The organism is Neptunomonas sp. (assembly GCF_041601355.1).
Taxonomy (GTDB): Bacteria; Pseudomonadota; Gammaproteobacteria; order Pseudomonadales; family Balneatricaceae; genus Neptunomonas.
In genome coordinates this window covers 1-16886 of the sequence record NZ_JBFIIH010000094.1, presented here as the reverse complement: position 1 = coordinate 16886, position 16886 = coordinate 1, and the positions used below count along the sequence as shown (strand labels likewise).

The 16886-nt window shown below is 46.5% G+C and carries 20 protein-coding genes; 10 read left to right on the top strand and 10 right to left on the bottom strand.

Annotation, left to right across the window (positions count from 1 at the left end):
* From ABY436_RS14270 to ABY436_RS14255, 4 genes are all read left to right on the top strand, one after another.
* Positions 1–1420 (top strand): penicillin-binding protein activator (locus tag ABY436_RS14270; RefSeq protein ID WP_372739624.1); only part of this gene is annotated, 1420 nt, incomplete at its 5' end.
* Positions 1421–1469: 49 nt separating this feature from the next.
* The gene (locus ABY436_RS14265) at positions 1470–1829 is read left to right on the top strand and encodes a YraN family protein (protein ID WP_372739623.1); all 360 of its coding nucleotides are present in this window, start codon (positions 1470–1472) and stop codon (positions 1827–1829) included.
* 15 nt (positions 1830–1844) lie between these two features.
* On the top strand, positions 1845–2432 hold the full coding sequence (locus ABY436_RS14260) for an SIS domain-containing protein (RefSeq protein ID WP_372739622.1): 588 nt from the start codon (positions 1845–1847) through the stop codon (positions 2430–2432).
* Positions 2433–2436: 4 nt separating this feature from the next.
* Positions 2437–3021 carry a BON domain-containing protein gene (locus ABY436_RS14255; protein ID WP_372739621.1) on the top strand — a complete coding sequence of 195 codons (585 nt, stop codon included), beginning with the start codon at positions 2437–2439 and terminating at the stop codon, positions 3019–3021.
* A gap of 43 nt (positions 3022–3064) precedes the next feature.
* On the opposite strand, the gene ABY436_RS14250 is transcribed toward ABY436_RS14255, so the two are convergent.
* From ABY436_RS14250 to ABY436_RS14205, 10 genes are all read right to left on the bottom strand, one after another.
* The gene (locus ABY436_RS14250) at positions 3065–3469 is read right to left on the bottom strand and encodes a ClpXP protease specificity-enhancing factor (RefSeq protein WP_372739620.1); all 405 of its coding nucleotides are present in this window, start codon (positions 3467–3469) and stop codon (positions 3065–3067) included.
* Between the two features lie 85 nt (positions 3470–3554).
* Entirely contained in the window at positions 3555–4187 is a 633-nt protein-coding gene (sspA, locus tag ABY436_RS14245) for a stringent starvation protein SspA (RefSeq protein WP_372739619.1), read from the bottom strand.
* Between the two features lie 97 nt (positions 4188–4284).
* Positions 4285–5046 carry a cytochrome c1 gene (locus ABY436_RS14240; RefSeq protein ID WP_372739618.1) on the bottom strand — a complete coding sequence of 254 codons (762 nt, stop codon included), beginning with the start codon at positions 5044–5046 and terminating at the stop codon, positions 4285–4287.
* Entirely contained in the window at positions 5046–6293 is a 1248-nt protein-coding gene (locus tag ABY436_RS14235; RefSeq protein WP_372739617.1) for a cytochrome bc complex cytochrome b subunit, read from the bottom strand. Before ABY436_RS14235 ends, ABY436_RS14240 begins: the two co-directional genes overlap by 1 nt.
* Positions 6293–6892, bottom strand: a complete 600-nt coding sequence (petA, locus tag ABY436_RS14230; protein WP_372739616.1) for a ubiquinol-cytochrome c reductase iron-sulfur subunit — start codon at positions 6890–6892, stop codon at positions 6293–6295. Before petA ends, ABY436_RS14235 begins: the two co-directional genes overlap by 1 nt.
* Before the next feature lie 272 nt (positions 6893–7164).
* A complete protein-coding gene (gene rpsI, locus ABY436_RS14225) occupies positions 7165–7557 on the bottom strand; it encodes a 30S ribosomal protein S9 (RefSeq protein ID WP_372739615.1) in 393 nt (130 codons plus the stop codon).
* A gap of 13 nt (positions 7558–7570) precedes the next feature.
* On the bottom strand, positions 7571–7999 hold the full coding sequence (gene rplM, locus ABY436_RS14220; RefSeq protein WP_372739614.1) for a 50S ribosomal protein L13: 429 nt from the start codon (positions 7997–7999) through the stop codon (positions 7571–7573).
* Between the two features lie 219 nt (positions 8000–8218).
* Positions 8219–9325 carry a cell division protein ZapE gene (gene zapE / locus ABY436_RS14215; RefSeq protein WP_372739613.1) on the bottom strand — a complete coding sequence of 369 codons (1107 nt, stop codon included), beginning with the start codon at positions 9323–9325 and terminating at the stop codon, positions 8219–8221.
* Between the two features lie 147 nt (positions 9326–9472).
* Positions 9473–10183, bottom strand: a complete 711-nt coding sequence (locus ABY436_RS14210) for an LrgB family protein (protein ID WP_372739612.1) — start codon at positions 10181–10183, stop codon at positions 9473–9475.
* Positions 10183–10539, bottom strand: a complete 357-nt coding sequence (locus tag ABY436_RS14205; RefSeq protein WP_372739611.1) for a CidA/LrgA family protein — start codon at positions 10537–10539, stop codon at positions 10183–10185. The genes ABY436_RS14210 and ABY436_RS14205 overlap by 1 nt, the downstream gene beginning before the upstream one ends.
* A gap of 252 nt (positions 10540–10791) precedes the next feature.
* Between ABY436_RS14205 and ABY436_RS14200 the strand changes: the two genes are divergently transcribed.
* The 6 genes from ABY436_RS14200 to ABY436_RS14175 all read left to right on the top strand — a co-directional run.
* Positions 10792–11574: an IclR family transcriptional regulator gene (locus tag ABY436_RS14200; RefSeq protein WP_372739610.1), complete on the top strand. Its 783-nt coding sequence runs from the start codon at positions 10792–10794 to the stop codon at positions 11572–11574.
* Positions 11575–11988: 414 nt separating this feature from the next.
* On the top strand, positions 11989–13071 hold the full coding sequence (locus ABY436_RS14195) for a TRAP transporter substrate-binding protein (RefSeq protein ID WP_372739609.1): 1083 nt from the start codon (positions 11989–11991) through the stop codon (positions 13069–13071).
* Between the two features lie 81 nt (positions 13072–13152).
* Positions 13153–13794, top strand: a complete 642-nt coding sequence (locus ABY436_RS14190; RefSeq protein ID WP_372739608.1) for a TRAP transporter small permease subunit — start codon at positions 13153–13155, stop codon at positions 13792–13794.
* Position 13795: 1 nt separating this feature from the next.
* Positions 13796–15151, top strand: coding sequence for a TRAP transporter large permease subunit (locus tag ABY436_RS14185; protein WP_372739607.1), 1356 nt, complete (start codon positions 13796–13798; stop codon positions 15149–15151).
* A gap of 27 nt (positions 15152–15178) precedes the next feature.
* Positions 15179–16336, top strand: coding sequence for an iron-containing alcohol dehydrogenase (locus ABY436_RS14180; RefSeq protein ID WP_372739606.1), 1158 nt, complete (start codon positions 15179–15181; stop codon positions 16334–16336).
* A gap of 52 nt (positions 16337–16388) precedes the next feature.
* Positions 16389–16886 (top strand): aldehyde dehydrogenase family protein (locus tag ABY436_RS14175; protein WP_372739605.1); only part of this gene is annotated, 498 nt, incomplete at its 3' end.

Below are 16886 nucleotides of genomic sequence, written 5' to 3'. Positions count from 1 at the left end.
TCCGGCCGAGCTACAACGATTGCACGACCGCATCTGGCAAGCACTGCAGTCAAGCACTGATGAAAACCTCTATATAGCCCTGCAGCAACCGAATAACAGCTACGTACTGCAAGGCTGGCTCGAACTGGCACAAGCCGCACGTACAATCGCTGATGTCACCACGCAGACAAACAACATCGAAAACTGGCTAAACCTGTGGGAAGCTCATCCGGCAGCACATCTGATGCCCGAAAACCTCACAGCACCACAAGATATTGCGCTGATTAATGTTGCCCGAATCGGTGTCCTTCTACCTACATCCGGCTCACTGGCATCCGCAGGCAAGGCAATCCAGGATGGAATTACTACCGCGCACTACGCCAGCCAGGAGCGCGGCATGGCTCCCGAGTTGTTTTTCATGGATAGCGCCCAGTACGTCACTGCGGATGAAATCATTCAGGCTGCACAACAAAGAAACCTTGAACTGGTGATCGGCCCCCTGGATAAAAACATGGTCAAATCACTCGTAGAATACGGCCCGCTGCCGATTCCATTTTTAGCGCTCAACTACATAGACGAAAGCGCCGCCAATCTTTACCAGTTTGGGCTCTCTGCAGAAGATGAAGCGCGCGATGCGGCGACCCAAGCCATTAATGCAGGCAAACGCTTTGCGCTGATTCTGACACCGGATACTGACTGGGGCAAAAGAGCAGACCAGGCGTTTGCCGACACCTTTGAGTCACTCGGCGGTACGGTTGTTGCGCGCACATCATTTACTGCAGACGCGCTCAATCAGGATATTGCACAGGTTCTCAAGACGGACGAAAGCAAACAAAGAGCAAAAAGCCTGAGACGCGCGACTGGCTTAAATTTCGAGTTTGAAGAGCGACGCAGGCAGGATGCAGACGTCATTCTGCTCTCAGCCCGCCCGCAAGATGCCCGTCTGATAAAACCGATACTGGCCTTCTATTTTGCCGGAGATCTACCTGTTTACGCCACATCGCAGATTTATTCAGGCGCGCCTAATGCCAGAGCAGATATTGACCTGAATGGCGTCATGTTTGGCGATATTCCCTGGGTGTTATCCGCCCCCTCTGACAACAGACGCGCACTCGATGCTATTCGCGACAACACCGACACCCGCTTTGGCAGGCTGTACGCCCTTGGCATAGACGCCTATAACCTCTACCCGTATCTACAACAGCTCAAAGCAACGCAAGGGACCCGCCTCAAAGGCGAAACAGGACAACTGGCGCTGACCGAGGATAACAAGATAAACCGCCACTTACAGTGGGCTATCTTCGAGAACGGCCTGCCAAAAACGATTGAACTGACAACTGAGCAGACTTTCCAATACAGAAGCGAATACAGAACCGAAGAGATTACCGAAGAGAGAACTGAATTCAGAGACGAACGAAGCACTCAATACAGCGCCGAATAGAGCACTGAATATAGCGCGATAAAAAGCAGCGATTTAACAGAGACAAATCATGGACAAACAAACACGCGGCAAGGATGCCGAACAAAAAGCATGGCACTGGCTAATTAAACACGGCCTGAAACCCGTCAGCAGAAACTATTTATGCAAACTTGGCGAAATTGATCTGATACTACTGGATGGCGCCACTCTGGTTTTTGTAGAGGTCAGATACCGCGCCGACACACGCTTTGGCGGTGCAGCCAACTCAGTAACGGCCAACAAACAACGCAAGATCATTCGCACAGCGCAGCACTTTTTGATGACACACAGCCAATTTCAGCAACATAACTGTCGATTCGATGTCATTGCTTATGAAACTCCTTCTGAAGAAAACAAACCAATGTGGTATAAAGACGCCTTCATACTTTAAGACCGGAACCAATACATGGAACTTGAAGAGCGAATTGTCAATCTTTTCCACAATTCGATGGACACCAATGCGCATACCATTGAGCAATATACGCCCATGATCGCGCACGCCAGCGAACTAATGCTCGCCAGCCTTGCCAATGAGTTAAAAATTGTCTGCGTCGGCAATGGCGGCTCATCTGCACTGGCACAGCACTTCTCGGCATTATTGCTGAGCCGTTTCAGGAATGATCGCCCGGGGTTACCCGCCATCACCGTCGGGGCCGACAGCGCAGTACTGACCGGCATAGCAGAAGAAAGCAGTTTTAGTGAAGTCTACTCAAAACAGATTCGGGCCATAGGACAACCAGGCGATGTACTGCTGGTTATCTCTAACCAAGGCCGCTCAAACAGCCTGGTACAAGCCATACAGGCCGCCCATGACCGTGACATGGTAGTTGTCGCGATTACCGGTCATGATAGCAGTAATATTTCCGCACTTTTAAGGCCACACGAAGTCGAAATATGCGTCCCTTCTGATGACAATGCAATGATTTACAGTGCACACTTACTGGTGCTGCATTGCTTATGTGATTTAATCGAATACCAACTATTTGGAGCCTGATGCTATGAACAACACTTTGCTGAAATGTATTACAACGGTTTGTATTCTGGGCACGCTATCAGGCTGCTCTAACCTGATCAGTGCCACCCGCGAAGAACCTATCCGCGATGACCAGGGCAGCCGGACGCTTGGCGCCTACATAGAAGATGAAGTCATTGAAAACAAAACGCTGGTCAATATCAACAAAGGGTCCGCTGTCGTCAAAGATTCCCATATCAGCGCTACCAGCTACAACGGCATTCTGTTACTCACAGGCCAGGTTCCAAACGAAGCAGCCAAACAGGAAGCAGAACAGATAGCGATGCAGACCAGAAAAGTTCGCAAAATCCATAATGAGTTAGAAATTTCCGGCCCGACATCCAGCATAGTGCGTGCAAATGACGCCTACCTGACCAGCCGTATAAAATTACAATTGATCGCCGATAAAACGATCGATGGAACCCGTATCAAAGTCGTCACAGAAAACAGCTCGACCTATTTGATGGGATTAGTCACAGAAAAAGAAGCAAGCAGAGCCGTTAACATCATACGGACCATCCCTGGTGTACAGCGTATCGTAAAGGTTTTTGAATATATCCCTTATCGCTAAACTCTTATTTACCAGCTCAGCTTAACAAAGCTATTTAGCTATTTTATTTAACGACCTTTAACGACGGCCGCCCGGATCCAGGTTTGGGCGGTTCCGGTTTTTCCGGCTCGTCGTGTTCAAGTGCGTAATATTCAGCACCCGGCTCCATGCCAAACCCCATTCCCGCTCCATGTTCACGCGCATACACTGCCAGCACGGCGGCCATCGGCACATAAATATTCATCGGCACACCGCCAAAACGCGCACTAAAGCTAACAGCCTCATCATCCAGCACAAAATTCTGAATCGCCGAAGGGCTGATATTCAACACAATCTGACCATCAGAAATAAACTGCTCAGGCACCATAACGCCCTTTACAGCAACATCCACCGCCATATGTGGCGTACAATCATTGTCAAGCAACCATTCCTGTAAGGCTTTTATCAGGTAGGGACGACTAGGCTTCATAAACACTCCAACCATCAACGTAAAGCATAAAAAAGGGATGATAGCATCATCCCTTTCTGAGTAAAAATATCAATCGGATCTAAAACTAGTCGCGCATTTCGCGCTCAGCATCCGACAGACTTTCACGGAAAGACTCACGCTCAAACAGACGCTCCATATATTCATAAAGCGATTTGCACTGTGCCTCAGGGAGATCAATACCCAGATATGGCAAACGCCATAGCAATGGAGCAAGACAACAATCAACCAGTGTGAACTCTTCACTCATGAAGTATGGCTTTTCAGCAAAGATTGGAGAAATAGCGACCAGGCTATCACGCAACTCTTTACGTGCTGTTTCAACTTCTTCGTCTGTTGATTTCGCAGAGACCAAAACATCCACATGCTTACACCAATCTTTCTGGATTCGGTGCATATACAAACGACTTTCTGCGCGCGCAACAGGATAGACAGGCAACAACGGCGGATGAGGAAAACGCTCATCCAGATATTCCATCATTACATTTGGCTCATAAAGAACCAGTTCTCTATCCAGGAGAGTAGGCAAGCTATTGTAAGGATTCAAACCTGCCAGATCTTCAGGAAGATCCTCGACATGACAATCAATCACGTCAACCGCTACCCCTTTCTCCGCTAATACAATGCGGACGCGATGGCTGTAATGATCAGCGCCATCAGAGTAAAAGGTCATGGAAGAACGTTTAGCCACAACTCCCATCAATATATCCCCATATTACTTACTGTATAAAATAAAGAAGCGCGGCCTGATACACAGGCCGCGCAAAAAACGATTCTAACAGAATTACACTGTCAAATCAGTGAACATCTTTCCAATATTCTTTTTTCAGTGCATAAGCAACGAAGAAGAACAAGAACAGGAAGATCAACACGTTTGTACCGATGCGATGAGAGTCCAATTTAGACGGCTCACCGATATAGGCCATAAAGTTCACCAGGTCATAAATAGTTTTATCAAACTCGGCTGTTGTCTGCTGTCCTGCCTTAGCGATAGTCATACAACCACCCATCGCTTTACCGGTCAGCGGATCAATCTTAACTTCATGATGCAGTGCTTCTTCAGGTGTACAGTGATTTACCTGCTCACCCTGCAAATACTCCAGCACGTTAGGCATACCCACATCAGGGAAAACTGTGTTGTTTACACCCCATGGACGAGACTCATCTTTATAGAAACTACGCAGATAAGTGTAAATCCAATCAGGCCCACGTAAACGTGCTTCCAATGTCAAATCAGGCGGCGGAGTACCAAACCAGTTAGCACCGTCTTCTTTGAGCATCGCGTTTGTCATCTGCTCACCCACTTTCTGGTCACCCAAAAGCAAGTTCTCTTCAACCAGATTCAACGGTATACCCAAATCTTCGGCAGCACGCTGATAACGCTGATATTGCGCAGAGTGACAACCCAGACAATTGTTGACAAATACCTGCATACCTCGCTGCAATGAAGCCTGGTTATGCAGATCCACAGCCATGTGATCCAGCTTAGGGCCATCACCAGCAGCAAAGCCTGCCAATGGAAACAGCGCAATAACGAATGCAACTAAATACTTTTTCATTATCCTGTAACCCTCTCTGGTACTGGTTTGGTTTTCTCCATTTTGGTGTAGAACGGCATCAGGAAGAAGAAAGCAAAATAAAGTGCAGTACAGATCTGAGCCACGATTGTACGCCCTGGAGTCGATGCAACCACACCCAGGTAACCCAGAATCACGAAGCTGATAGCGAAGACAGCTAGTGCCACTTTGCTCATCCAGCCTTTGTAGCGCATAGATTTAACCGGGCTACGATCCAACCAAGGAAGCACGAACAGAATAGCAATCGCACCACCCATTACCACCACACCAGGGAACTGCGATGCAGCAATAGGCGGAATCGCACGCAACATGGCGTAGAATGGCGTGAAGTACCAGACAGGCGCGATATGCGGCGGTGTTTTCAGCGGGTTAGCCGGCTCAAAGTTGGGCGCTTCAATTAAGTAACCACCACCTTCAGGGAAGAAGAAGACAATAATGCAGAAAACAAACAGGAAGACAATTACACCCACAATGTCTTTCACAGTGTAGTAAGGGTGGAATGGAATTCCATCCAACGGCACACCGTTTTCATCTTTGTTTTCTTTAATTTCGATACCGTCAGGGTTATTAGAACCCACTTCATGCAACGCAATGATGTGCAACACAACCAAAGCCAGCAACACGATAGGTAAAGCAATAACATGCAATGAGAAGAAACGATTCAACGTAACACCTGAAATCAGATAGTCACCACGAATCCATTCAGCCAGTTCAGGGCCCACAAAAGGAACAGCCTGGAACAAAGATACAATTACCGCAGCACCCCAATAAGACATCTGACCCCATGGTAGCAAGTAACCCATGAAAGCTTCTGCCATCAGTGCCAGATAGATAGCCATACCGAACAACCAGATCAATTCACGTGGCTTACGGTAAGAGCCGTACATCATTCCACGGAACATATGCAGATAGACCACACAGAAAAATGCAGAGGCACCCGTCGAATGCAGGTAACGCAACAGCCAACCGTAATCAATATCACGCATGATGTATTCAACTGAAGCGAACGCACCTTCCGCAGAAGGGTTATAGCTCATTGTCAGCCAGATACCGGTAATGATCTGATTAACCAACATCAGCATCGCTAACGAGCCGAAAAAGTACCAAAAGTTAAAGTTTTTTGGTGCATAGTATTTTGATAAGTGGTCTTCCCACATAGCAGTCGCCGGGAAACGGTCATCGACCCATCCCATAAAACCGCCTTTTCCTTTATTACGGTAACCAGCCATTATGCGTTCTCCTGATCCACGCCAACAATGATGATATCGTCGCCTTCATATTTATGAGGCGGAATCACTAAATTCGTCGGTGCAGGTGAGCCTTTATAGACACGGCCTGATAAATCAAAACGAGAGCCGTGACACGGACAATAAAAACCACCTACCCAATTAGCATCAAAAGCTTGCGGCCCAACTTCAGGCACATAGCTGGGAGAGCACCCTAAGTGAGTGCATATACCGACTAAAACCGAAACATCAGCGCGGATAGCACGGCTCTCATCGCCAGGAATGTAATCAGGCTGTTGCGGCACGCTAGACGTTGGATCAGATAACTTACCCTGGTCCATGTTCTTCAGACCTGCCATAGCTTCTTCGCCACGCTTTACGATCCAGACTGGCTTTCCACGCCACTCAACTATCATTTGCTGACCTGGTTCCAGCTTGCTGATATCAGCTTTAGCCGGCGCACCAGCAGCTTTCGCCTTGGCACTTGGATTCCAGGAAGCCACGAATGGGACAGCCGCTCCTATAGCACCCACTGCCCCAACGGCAGAAGTGGCACCTATTAGGAGCCGACGCCGACCCTTATTCACGCCGTCATTGCTCATCAAGTATATCCCCCTTACTCGGCCAGGCTATTTGCTTGTACAAATAATCACCAACCGTTCAGTATAAAAAATTCACGAAATCAGGTTCTGTAAAATGGCCCAAATAGTAAAGAAAATACCCCTATCTTACAAGGTGAAATATCCCTTCTGAGGTATCTATAAGACTAAGTATTGACCTGAAACAGCGACCTTATACGCAGATAAAAAAAAACGCCCGGGCCATAACAGCCGCGAGCGTTTTCCAAATTGCATGCCGGAAGACCGGCAAACAATTAACGTTTAGAGAATTGTGGTTTCTTACGAGCTTTACGCAGACCAACTTTCTTACGTTCAACTTCACGTGCGTCACGGGTAACAAAACCAGCTTTACGCAGTGCAGGACGCATTGTTTCGTCGTATTCCATCAGAGCACGAGTAATACCGTGACGGATAGCGCCCGCCTGACCGAAATTACCACCGCCTTTAACAGTAACGAAAACGTCAAATTTTTCCAGAGTTTCAGTCAGCTCTAATGGCTGACGAACGATCATACGTGCAGTTTCGCGACCGAAGTAAACTTCGATAGTACGATCGTTAATAGAAATGGTGCCAGTACCAGGACGCAAGAAAACTCGGGCTGTAGAAGTTTTGCGACGACCTGTACCGTAATACTGAGTAGTTGACATTATCTACTTCCCCTTAGAGTTTCAGTTCTTGAGGCTGCTGAGCCTGGTGTGGATGTTCGGTACCTGCATACACTTTCAATTTAGTGTACATAGCACGACCCAAAGGACCTTTAGGTAGCATACCTTTAACAGCCAACTCAATTACTTTCTCTGGCTTGTTAGTGATCATTGTTTCAAAGTTAGCCTGTTTCAGACCACCTGGAAAAAGGGTGTGATGGTAGTACATTTTAGCTTTACGCTTGTTACCGGACACATGTACTTTTTCTGCGTTTACTACAACAATGTAATCGCCAGTATCAACGTGAGGGGTATATTCTGCTTTATGCTTACCGCGCAGACGTCGGGCAATTTCAGTAGCCATACGGCCAAGAGTTTTGCCTTCTGCGTCAATTACATACCAGTCGCGTTTTACTTCAGCTGGCTTAGCAACAAAAGTAGTCATCGATTGTTCGCCTATAGTTAAATTAAGTCTGGAAACACTGCCGCTTTAAAACAACGCGCGCCCGACTTACCTTATAATTATTGGTTGTTTTGAGCTGCAAAACAGCAAAAAACAACGTCCGAGACTTCATCCTGAAATGAAGAGCGCGAATTATAGTAAAAAACGCCCCTCAATGCGAGTGCCGCAGCGCACTATTTTCAGGATAAATGAAGAATAATCTTACGCCTTATGCGCTTTAGCCAAATAGTCGTGAGACTGCATCTCAAGCAAGCGACTTTGCGTACGTTCAATCTCAAAAGACAACCGGCCACCCGTATAAATCTCATGGATAGGCACAGCCGCAGAAACAATCAACTTAACGCCACAATCATAGAATTCATCCACCATATTAATAAAGCGGCGGGCGGCATCATCATTCTTCGTGCCCAGCTGCGGCACATTAGAAATCAACACAGCATGGTAGATTTTTGCCACTTCAATGTAATCATTCTGCGAGCGAGGCCCTTCACACAAGGCTTTAAAATCAAACCAGACAACATCTTCACAAGTACGCAGAGACGGTATACCACGGCCGTTAATATCGACCATCTCATTCTCGACTACTTCCTCTATATCAGGCACCAGACTCTCAAAGCTGCTATTCAGGCTTTTATCAGCCTCTTCACCCAACGGGTGATAATACAACTCCGCCTGCTCCAACGCGCGCAAACGATAATCGATCCCGCCATCAACATTAACAACGTCAGTATGCCGGTTCAGCAATTCAATAGCGGGCAAAAAGCGCGCCCTCTGCAAACCATCTTTGTACAAACCATCCGGTACAATATTCGACGTTGCCACCAGCGTCACACCATTAGCAAACATCTGCTCAAACAAGCTGCCGAGAATCATCGCGTCGGTGATATCAGAAACAAAAAACTCATCAAAACAGATAATACGGGTTTCACTTGCATACTTTCTGGCAATTTCCGTCAACGGATTTTTCGTTCCATCGAGTAAACGCAGATCAGCATGTACACCCTGCATAAAGCGATGAAAATGCGTCCTTCTTTTACGTGTAAAAGGCAGGGTTTCATAAAAAATATCCATCATGTAGGTCTTACCACGACCCACACCACCCCAGAAATAAAGGCCTTTAACCGGTGCAACTTCCTGCTTTTTGAACTTCCCACTTAAACGCTGCATCAACGTCTTAGGCTGAACCTTTTCAGCCGCAACCAGATCATCATATAAGCGCTGCAGATGCCCGATAGCATTCTCTTGTGCCGGATCATATGAAAAATCATCACGCAGCAAATCTTTTTTATAACGGTCTAGTGGAGTCATTTTCCAACATCACCCTAATCAGTAGGCACAAAACACAGGAGCGCACTCTACCCAGCCGCTCCCATCCTGAAAATTCAACAATAGGCTAAAATCGCTTAAAGCCTTATAAAGACACGCTTATCCAGAGATAAACCGATATTTTGCGACTTAATTAATTCCCATCACAGAAATAACCATTGGCAGTAAAAATGCCGTCAGCAACCCCGCCAAGCCCATTGCCAGTCCAGCAAACGCCCCCGCCAATGTACTGATTTCAATCGCATAAGCGGTTCCCATACCATGTGCCGCCAACCCTAAACTAAACCCTTTTACGGAATCGTCCTTTACATTCAGCAACCGAAAAACAAAAGGAGCCAATACGCCGCCCATAGCACCGGTAATCAAAACCAAACCCGCTGCCAGCGAAGGAAGCCCCCCAATTTTTTCTGCAATACCAATCGCAATAGGAGATGTCACAGATTTAGGAGCCAAAGATAAAAGCACTTCATCAGGCAAACCAAATAAATGCCCCATGGCTAACACCGATAAAATAGCCACTATAACCCCGGTAAAGCAGACAACCAGTAACTGCCCCCACATTTCCACAATCCGAGAAAAGTGGTCATATAAAGGAACAGCCAAAGCGACAATAGCAGGCCCCAACAAGAAATGAATGAATTGAGCACCTTCAAAATACACATCGTATCTCGTATTTGTCGCCAGCAAAAAACTAATGATAATGGCCATAGATACTAGCACCGGGTGTAAAAAAGGCGTTCCCTTCACCAGCCGATTGAAATGAATCGCAGTAATAAATACCAGCAAAGTAACCACAAGCCAAAACAAGGGCTTAGTAGCAAAATAAACCCAGAATTCCATTATCGAGCCCCATTCTTGTTCAGTTTTTTATTCATCACCTTAAGTATCAATACAGTCACTACCATCGTTATAAATGTACTGACAAACAGTGATATTAATATGGGCAGCCAATACAGTGATATTGTGTGTAAATGCAGCATTAGCCCCACACCTGCAGGTACATAAAGCAACGCCAGATATCGTAGTAAGCCTTCAGATACACCACGGACAGAATCAGGCATGCGCTTTTTGAAAATCAACCACACCAGCAGGATCACCATCCCAACAACAGGCCCGGGTACAGGTATGGATGTTGCCAGCACAACCCACTCACCCAAGAGCTGGCATAACAGAAGTGCTAAAAAACCATTTAGCATAGCGTTTCCTCATTCAATATTTCGCGATTCCGAAATAGTCTCATGTAAAATATGCACGACAGGAAAAGGAGGCTTAAAATAGCAAAAACATAGCATCCATAAATCAGCAGCCAGTAAATAAGCGCACATTATAGAGGCAGACGAGATATTTGACTATCGCAGTGCAACAAAACATCTAAACTCGGAGCAAACTTTTGATTCAACGATTTTAATTGATACAATTAGGCCATAATTGTTTTAGTAGGTTTTGTAATGAATGAACAACGCAGAGAAAAAGGCTCATCGATTACACGAGTTTTAGAAATAATCGAAGCCATATCTCTTACAGAGCGCCCCTTCTCCGCCACTGAATTATCATTTTTGTTAGACATCCCAAAACCTAGCATCCACCGATTACTGCAACAACTTGAAGCAAGCAACTACATCCAAACCAACATGCGCGGCCAGTTGGTACCGGGGGATCGCATGCATGATATTGCACTTGGAGTTTTACAAAGCAGCCGACATAAAGCAGCAAGACAGGCGATTTTAAAAAACCTGGCAAGTAAAATAGGCGAAACTTGCGGTATTTCAATATTTGACGGTACCGACATGATTTACTACGACAAAATAGAAACAAACTGGCCACTGCGTATCCACCTGCCAACAGGTAGCCATACACCTATTGCATGCACAGCCAGCGGCAAACTCTATCTCAGTACTCTACCGGAAGATCGCCTCAATCGTATTCTTCAAAACCTACCTCTGGATAGACTGGCCCGCAATACAATAACAGACCCGGCAACACTCACGCAGGCTATTGCTGATATTAGCCAAACACAAATAGGCACCGATAATGAAGAATTTATTGATGGTATGGTTGCGTGCTCCATCCCTATTGAAAACAAAACAGGAAGCTTATTTGCCTGCTTATTCGCACATGCGCCTATCATCCGTAAAAGCCTTCCTGAACTCTTGGCATTCGAACCACTAATGCGTAAAGCCGCTATAGAGTTAAGCGATTTAATATCGAAAAACTCATCACCTGAGTACTAAATCTTCGCTATCTGGCGCGAAAACCTTCCCGTACAAGCATCATGGACAAATTTTTTTCGCCGCCACAACCTGACTGTGCGGTCGCAATAATTCATTCCCGAAAACAACACATACGTCACAACCTAAACAAACACTACCCTCCTACAACATCAGCTATATCAACAAAGCCCAAACGCTCCACGTATATTCAGCCAAACACCCTTCTCATTGCGCTACTGCAACATTAATTGACGATTCACACCAAAACAAAAACAATTATAACGATACGTTTTGTATCAATATAACTAAATCATTGACACAAAAAGAAACATCAATAATGATATGAAACGTATCGATATACGAAACATCTATCTAATAAATACAAAAAAATGCTGCCTGATCATCACCAGCATGAGATGAACAAAGGAATAATCCATGAACGAGATTACATCCACCGCACGAAAAGCTCTTATTCACTTAACAGCTGCCAGCTGTATGCTTACGGCAGCACATTCCACAGCACAAGCGGCCGATGCTGAAAAAATCCGTTGGAAAGTACAAGCTGTTTTTGGTACACATTTACCAGCGCTTGGAGACCCTATCAAACTAGTTTCAGAGCAGATAAAAGCAGCCAGTGGCGGCAATGTTCAATTCAAAATATACGAACCGGGTAAACTAGTGCCCCCTTTTGGTATTACTGAGGCCATCAAGAATAAACAGCTACATGCCGGCTACACCTGGCTGGGCTACGACCAGGGAAAAATACCCGCAGCAGCACTTTTTGCAGCAGTTCCTTTTGGCATGGAGCCGTGGGAATACGCAACATGGTGGTATGAAGGCGAAGGCAAGAAGTTAGCTGAGGAACTGTATGCCAAACATGATGTTCACCCCGTTCTTTGCAGCGTCATCGGACCAGAAACGGCTGGCTGGTTCACCAAAGAAATTAATACGATGGATGACCTTAAAGGTCTGAAAATCCGTTTTGCCGGCATTGGCGGAAAAGTGCTTCAAAAAGCAGGCGCCTCCGTTACCATGATTCCCGGTGGAGAAATATTTCCCGCGCTGGAAAAAGGTGCCATTGATGCATCAGAATTCTCAATGCCAGCCGTTGATCAGTTGATGGGCTTTGATAAAGTTGCCAAAATCAACTACTTCCCTGGTTGGCATCAAACCTTTACCGCATCACACCTCGTTATCAATACAGACTCATGGAACGAACTGTCTGACACAAATAAGGCGCTGATTGATATGGCCTGTACTGCCGGAACCTTCCGTGCGTTGACGCGTGGCGAATCATTGCAGGGTGCAGTACTTAAAGACTTCCCGGCGAAAGGCGTTACAGCACGTACCATACCCACCAATATGCTGACAGAACTCAACACGCTTACCGATGAAGTCATGCTCGAACAGGGCGCTGCTGATGCAGACTTCAAGCGCATCTATGAATCTCAGCAAGCGTTTATGGCCGAGTATAAACCATGGAAACAGCGCGCTTACCTACCTCGCGACTTTAACTGAGCCTCAATAACGGCGGGGGATTAATACCCCCGCTCCCATCTATAAACAAGACCTGGCAACCAGTTAGTCGACGGAAGCATTATGTCTAAACAAAATAATATCGAAGCACCCGGTGTACAGCCGCATCTTTTTAATTTAGATGAACTAACTCACCATACGCAGTTGCCTGTAACGCGCTTTTCTATGTTCTTTGATTCTATGATAACGAAAATTGGAAATATGATGTCGTGGCTATGGGTCGTACTCATGCTGGTCATCATTTCCAATGTTCTGCTGCGCTATGTTTTTAATCAAGGACGCATAGAGTTTGAAGAAATCCAATGGCACCTTTACTCAGTAGGCTGGTTAATCGGCCTGTCTTATTGCCTGGTAGCCGACGACCATGTGCGGGTAGATTTAATCCATGACCGCATGTCACTTAAAACTCAGGCGGTTATCGAGTGCTTAGGCATTCTCTTCTTACTCCTACCTTTTATCATTCTTGTTCTATGGTATTCCATCCCTTTTATTCTGTACTCATGGAGCCTTAACGAAGTATCTGATGCGCCAGGAGGATTAGCCTATCGCTGGGTCATCAAATCCTTTCTGTTCATTGGCTTTGCATTGTTGATGCTGGCAACACTCTCGCGACTCTCTCGTGTCATTAAGCTTTTACTACAGCGTCCGGATAACCGCCCAGCTCCACCAGCTACTCCCTCTACAACAGAATCGCTAAGGAACTGACATGGAAACAAATGAAATTCTTGCCATTTGCATGTTTGGCAGCTTTATCGCCTTACTATTTACAGGCTTTCCAGTCGCTTGGGTTTTAGGCGGCATAGCTATCGTGTTTTCCGTCATCGCCATGCTGATGGATCACTGGTTTGATGCTTTTATCGGTATTGACTGGAACTATGTATCAATCGTCATACCCCGCATGTGGAGCGTGATGACAAACTGGGTTCTGGTCGCCTTACCGATGTTTATCTTTATGGGACTGATGCTGGATCGTTCTGGTATAGCAGAAGACCTGATGCACAATCTGGCGCGGCTCTTTGGAAAAGTCAGAGGCGGCTTAGCCGTTACCGTGACCTTTGTAGGACTATTACTGGCGGCTTCGACCGGCATCATTGGTGCATCCGTTGTGCTTCTGGCCGTTCTGGGCATACCTATGATGATGCGAGAAGGCTACAGCAAAGAACTTGCCTGCGGAACGGTTTGCTCAACAGGCACACTAGGCATCCTCATCCCTCCCAGTATTATGCTGGTGATGATGGGAGATCGTATTGGCATCTCTGTCGGAGATCTGTTCCTTGGGGCACTGTTTCCCGGTTTGTTACTAGCAGCACTGTATGTCACTTACATTTTGGTGATTGGTTTTTTACGACCAGCGCATGCACCCACACCCGCTAATGCCGAAAAAGTTACATTAAAAGTACTGTTTAATGTCATCTGGGCAGTGTTACCAGCGGCTGCTTTAATTCTTACAGTACTCGGTTCGATTTTTTTCGGTATAGCAACGCCAACGGAAGCATCCGGTGTCGGTGCATTCGGCGCAACCCTGCTAGCCTGGAGCAAAGGACGTGTATCCGTTTCTGTATTACGGGAAGTAGGACGCGAAACCACAAAAACAACCGCGTTCATCTTTGCCCTGCTGCTGGGCGCAACCGCGTTCTCATTGGTGTTACGCGGCCTGGGAGGCGATGAGCTTATCGAAAGTGGATTAACAGGTTTACCTTTTGGACCAACAGGAATTATCATCTGCATCCTCGCGATAACCTTCCTACTGGGCTTCTTCCTTGACTGGATCGAGCTGACCCTGATTATTCTTCCCCTGGTTGCACCGGTCGTATCCGGCTTAGGCTTTGACCTGGTATGGTTCACCATATTATTCGCAGTCTGCCTGCAAACGTCATTCCTAACACCACCGGTAGGGTTCGCACTGTTCTACCTCAAAGGTGTCGCACCAGAAGGCATAACACTCGGGCATATTTACAGAGGTGTACTGCCCTTTATATTTATACAAATTTTTGCACTGTGCATCGTTTTTTACTGGGAAGGTATTGTTACCTGGTTGCCCAACGCCGCCTACTCCCAATAAATCACTCTATACAAACAGGAGATACAAATGTCTATTCAAGTCATCCTTCCACGCATTATGCAAATTGGCGAGGGAGCCAGCTTAACAATACCCGAATGCCTTAAAAGCATGGGATGTAAAAAACCACTGATCATTACTGACGAGATGATGGTAAAACTCGGTTATGCAGAAACGATTCAGACATGCTTGTCTGAACAACAGATACTGGCAGAAGTCTTTTCAGATACGGTACCCGAACCTACTGTCCAATCGATTCAGGCCGGTGTAAACAAAGTCAGACAAGGTGATTACGATAGCATTATCGCGTTAGGCGGGGGCAGCCCTATCGACAGCGCCAAAGCGATCAGCATATTGAGTAAGTTTGGCGGAAAAATGCAGGATTACAAATTTCCAACGGTTGTTAATCAAACCGGATTACCGATTATTGCCGTGCCTACTACGGCAGGTACGGGCTCAGAAGTAACACGCTTCACCATTATCACAGATGAAGTAACCGATGAAAAAATGCTTTGTGTCGGTATTGGTTTTATGCCGGTCGCTGCATTAGTTGATTTCAGCCTTACACTCACAATGCCTGCGCGCACCACTGCCGATACCGGCATAGATGCTCTGACTCATGCCATTGAATCTTATGTCAGTAAAAAAGCGAACCCATACAGCGACTGCCAGGCATTATCAGCGATGCGTTTAATTGGCCCTAACTTACGCACCGTCTATCATCAGAGCGATAACAAACCAGCCCGTGAGGCAATGATGCTTGGCTCAACCTTGGCAGGCATTGCGTTTTCAAATGCCTCTGTCGCCATGGTTCATGGCATGAGCCGCCCAATTGGCGCCGCATTTCATGTACCGCATGGTTTATCCAATGCGATGCTATTACCAAGCGTCACCGAATTTTCAATACCTGCAGCACCCGCGCGATATGCAGACTGCGCGCGCGCTATCGGCGTAGCTTCAAACCAAGACAGTGATGCTATCGCTAATGATAAATTACTACAGGAACTGCGTTCACTTAATGACGAACTACAAGTACCAACACCCGCAGATTTTGGTATCGGTCGCGAGCAGTTCTTTGACCTGATTCCTACGATGACAGAACAGGCACTCGCCTCCGGATCACCTAACAATAACCCTCGTGTACCCAGTTACGCTGAAGTGGCCGAGATATACAAAAGCCTTTGGTAAAGACAAACTCGCACATAATCGAACTTAATAGCACCCAAGAGAGAGCATTACAATGACAACAATAGGACACTTAATTAACGGTGAAATGCGTACCGATGCAGCACGTAGTCAGGATGTATTTAATCCAGCGACCGGTTTAGCCACGAAACAGGTTGCGTTGGCATCAAAAGAAACCGTAGAAGAAGCGATTGCAGCGGCCCAAGCCGCATTCCCTGAGTGGCGTAATACACCGGTTGGCAAACGTGCGGCGGTGATGTTTCGTTTTAAAGCGTTATTAGAACAAAACGCGGATAAAATCTGCCAAATGATCGGTGAAGAACACGGTAAAATCAGTCATGATGCAGCAGGTGAGTTACAGCGTGGTATCGAGAATGTCGAGTATGCTTGTGGTGTTGCCGAGCTACTTAAGGGCGAGCACAGCAAAAATGTTGGCCCGAATATCGATTCATGGAGTGAGTTTCAACCCTTAGGCGTTGTGACCGGTATTACGCCGTTTAACTTCCCTGCCATGGTGCCGTTGTGGATGTATCCGATGGCGATTGCCTGCGGT